At 73.9% G+C, this 4,085-nt stretch carries 3 protein-coding genes; all 3 read left to right on the top strand.

Translation table 11 applies throughout. The features are described 5' to 3' along the window. A partial coding sequence (locus RH94_RS18140; RefSeq protein WP_107428756.1) for a CocE/NonD family hydrolase occupies positions 1-2,625 on the top strand: 2,625 nt, incomplete at its 5' end. Next, positions 2,622-3,485, top strand: coding sequence for an ABC transporter permease (locus RH94_RS18145; protein WP_073948615.1), 864 nt, complete (start codon positions 2,622-2,624; stop codon positions 3,483-3,485). The genes RH94_RS18140 and RH94_RS18145, both read left to right, overlap by 4 nt. A 154-nt stretch (positions 3,486-3,639) precedes the next feature. Further along, the coding region (locus RH94_RS46380; protein WP_143204037.1) for a chaplin at positions 3,640-4,085 on the top strand (446 nt) is incomplete at its 3' end.

Raw genomic sequence — 4,085 nt, forward strand, 5'->3', positions numbered from 1 at the left:
GCCGCCGTCGTCGTGCTCGCCGGTGCCGGTACGTGGGCGGCGGTCGCCTCCGACGGCCCGCCCCCGGTGCGCCGCGCCGACCAGGTCATGACCATGGGCGACGGGGTGCGGATCGACACCTCGTACTTCACCCCGGCCGGCGCCGGACGGCACCCCGCGGTCCTGATCGGGCACGGCTTCGGCGGCAGCAAGGACGACGTACGGCAGCAGGCGGAGGACCTCGCCGGAGACGGGTACGCGGTGCTGACCTGGTCGGCGCGCGGCTTCGGCGGGTCCACCGGGAAGATCGGGCTGAACGACCCCGAGGCCGAGGTCGCCGACGTCTCGAGGCTGATCGACTGGCTGGCGAAGCGGCCCGAGGTCGAGCTGGACAAGCCCGGCGACCCGCGCGTGGGCATGGCCGGCGCCTCCTACGGCGGCGCGATCTCCCTGCTCGCCGCCGGGTACGACCACCGGGTGGACGCCATCGCCCCGGCGATCACGTACTGGAACCTCGCGGACGCCCTGTTCCCGAACGGCGTACTCAAGAAACTGTGGGCGGGCTGGTTCATCAGCGCCGGCGGCGGCTGCGGAAAGTTCGAGCCCGCGCTGTGCCGGATGTACGAACGGGTCGCCGAGTCGGGGAAGCCGGACGCCGAGGCCCGCCGACTGCTCGAGGAGCGCTCGCCGTCCGCCGTCGCCGGCCGCATCAAGGTGCCGGCGCTGCTGGTGCAGGGCCAGTCCGACTCCCTCTTCCCGCTCGGCCAGGCCGACGCCGCCGCGAAGGCGATCCGGGCGAACGGCGCCCCGGTCGACGTCGACTGGATCGCCGGAGGCCACGACGGCGGCGACAAGGAGACCGGCCGGGTACGGGCACGCGTGAAGACCTGGTTCGACCGCCACCTCAAGAACGACAGGAGCGCCGACACCGGGCCCGCCTTCCGCGTCACCCGCACCGGAGGTGTCGACTCCACCGACGGCAGGGCCCTGCTGCGGGGCGCGAGCGGCAGCGCGTATCCGGGACTGGAGAGCGGGCGGCGGTCGATCACCCTGAGCGGGGGCGAGCGGCGCCTGGAGAACCCGGCGGGGGCCAACCCGCCCGCCGTGTCCTCGCTGCCCGTCCTCGGCGGCTCCGGATCACTGGGCCGGCTGTCCTCGCTCGGCGTCGGCGTGTCCCTGGACTTCCCCGGACAGTACGCGAAGTTCGACTCCGCGCCCCTCGGCGGCGACCTGCGCATCACCGGGTCGCCGACGGCGACCGTCCACGTCACGTCGACGAGCGACGACGCGGTGCTCTTCGCCAAGGTGTACGACGTCGGGCCGGGCACGGCGCGTCCGGTGCTGCCCGCCCAACTGGTGAGCCCCGTGCGGGTCGAGGGCGCCGGGACCGGCAAGGACGTCACCCTCACCCTCCCGGCGATCGACCACGAGGTGCGAAAGGGCCACCGGCTGCGACTGGTCCTCGCCTCCACCGACCTCGGCTACGCCTCCCCGACCGCACCGGCCACGTACACCGTCACCCTCAAGAGCGATCTGAAGGTGCCGACCGCACCCGGCGTGACCACCGCGGCGGCGCCGCTGCCCGCGTGGGTGTGGTGGCTGCCGCTCGCCGGCGCGGTGGTCGCGCTCGCCCTGCTGCCGGCCACCCGCCGCCGCACGGCCGCGCCCGCCCCCGACCCGGAGCTCGCCGACGTCCCGCTGGTGATCACCGGCCTGAACAAGCGGTACGCGAAGTCGGCGGACCTCCCCCAAGCTCTCGGCTTCGCTCGAGCAGGGGGGACCCCCATCGCGGTACGGGACCTGTCCTTCCGCGTGGAGAAGGGCCAGGTGCTCGGCCTGCTCGGGCCGAACGGCGCCGGCAAGACGACCACCCTGCGCATGCTGATGGGGCTGATCCGGCCGGACGGCGGCGAGATCCGCGTGTTCGGCCACGCCGTCCGGCCCGGCGCGCCCGTGCTGTCGCGGGTCGGCGCCTTCGTCGAGGGCGCCGGCTTCCTGCCCCACCTGTCCGGCCGGGAGAACCTGGAGCTGTACTGGCGGGCCACCGGCCGCCCGCCCGAGGACGCCCACCTGGACGAGGCCCTGGAGATCGCCGGACTCGGCGACGCACTGGCCCGCGCGGTGCGCACCTACTCGCAGGGCATGCGCCAGCGCCTGGCGATCGCCCAGGCCATGCTGGGCCTGCCGGACCTGCTGATCCTGGACGAGCCGGCCAACGGCCTCGACCCGCCCCAGATCCGCGAGATGCGCGAGGTGATGATCCGTTACGCGGCCGGCGGCCGCACGGTGATCGTCTCCAGCCATCTGCTCTCCGAGGTCGAACAGTCCTGCACGCACCTGGTGGTGATGGACCGCGGGCGGCTGGTGCGGGCCGGTGAGGTCGGCGAGATCGTCGGCTCCGGGGACACCCTGCTGGTCGGCACCGCCGCGCCGGTGGAGGAGCCGGTCGTGGAGAAGGTCGCCGCGCTGCCGGGCGTGGCCTCGGCGATACGGACCGAGGACGGCCTGCTGGTCCGGCTGGAGCCCGGCGGCACGGCACAGGACCTGGTCGCGGACCTGGTCCGGCTGGAGGTGCCCGTCTCCTCGGTCGGCCCGCACCGCCGGCTGGAAGACGCCTTCCTCACCCTGATCGGAGGTTCCGCATGAGCACGCTCGCCCAGGGCACCGAGGCCGCCTCCGGCTACCGGGCGGCCCGCACCCTGCCCCTGCGGGTCGAGCTGGTACGGCAGCTGAAGCGGCGCCGCACGCTGGTCATGGGCGGCATCCTGGCCGCGCTGCCCTTCGTGCTGGCCGTCGCCTTCGCGATCGGCGGCGACCCGGGAGGGCGCAACGACCGGGTGACGCTGATGGACACGGCCACCGCGTCCGGCGCCAACTTCGCCGCGGTGAACCTGTTCGTGTCGGCGGGCTTCCTGCTGGTGATCCCGGTGGCGTTGTTCTGCGGGGACACGGTCGCCTCCGAGGCGAGCTGGTCCTCCCTGCGCTATCTGCTCGCCGCGCCCGTGCCGCGGGCCCGGCTGCTGTGGTCCAAGCTGGTCGTCGGGCTCGGGCTGAGCCTGGCCGCGATGGTGCTGCTTCCGGTCGTCGCGCTCGCCGTCGGGACGGCCGCCTACGGCTGGGGTCCGCTGCGGATACCCACCGGCGGCGCGCTGGACGCGGGGACCGCCGTCCAGCGGCTGGTGGTGGTCGTGGCGTACGTCTTCGTGTCCCAGCTGGTCACCGCGGGCCTGGCGTTCTGGCTGTCCACCAGGACGGACGCGCCGCTGGGCGCCGTGGGCGGGGCGGTCGGGCTGACCATCGTGGGCAACGTCCTGGACGCCGTCACGGCTCTGGGGCACTGGCGCGACTTCCTGCCCGCGCACTGGCAGTTCGCCTGGGCCGACGCCGTGCAGCCGCACCTCGAATGGTCCGGGATGATCCAGGGCGCGGCGGTCTCCGTCACCTACGCGCTGGTGCTGTTCGCCCTGGCCTTCCGCGGGTTCGCCCGCAAGGACGTGGTGTCCTGACCCGGTCGCGCGGCCAACCGGGTGAACTCCCGACACCAATGCGTACGCATCGGGTTGATGAAGCAGGAGGGCATGCGGCGCTGCGGGAAACGTACGCGCCCATGCCCGGTAGGGCCCGGCTTTCCCGATTCGTCAAGCAAGGAAGACAAGCACATTGCGACAGACACTGAGCAGGGGAGTGGCCGCGGCAGCCGCCGCCACGGGCATTCTGTCCCTGTACGGCGGCTCCGCCCTCGCCGACACGTCCGCGACCGGAGTCGCCGAGGGTTCTCCCGGCGTGCTGTCCGGGAACACCGTCCAGGTGCCGGTCGAGGCGCCGGTGAACGTGTGCGGCAACGCTGTCGGGGTGATCACGGCGCTCAGCGGCGCGTTCGACAACTCCTGCGTCAACGCCCTGGGCAAGAAGGAGGTCCGGACGCCCGAGCCCTTCCCCAGCGAGCCCGAGGAGTGCACCGAGGAGTGCGAGGCCGCTCCGCCGGCCGCCCCCACCCCGCCGGTTCCGCGCACCAGCGAGCCGCCGCGTCCCACGGCTCCGCCCACGCGGACCGTTCAGACGCCGCCTCCGGCCGCCGGTGAGCAGCCCGGCGTGCCGCCGCAGCT

Origin of the sequence: Streptomyces kebangsaanensis (assembly GCF_001906585.1) — a bacterium.
In the GTDB taxonomy this organism is placed as follows: Bacteria; Actinomycetota; Actinomycetes; order Streptomycetales; family Streptomycetaceae; genus Streptomyces; species Streptomyces kebangsaanensis.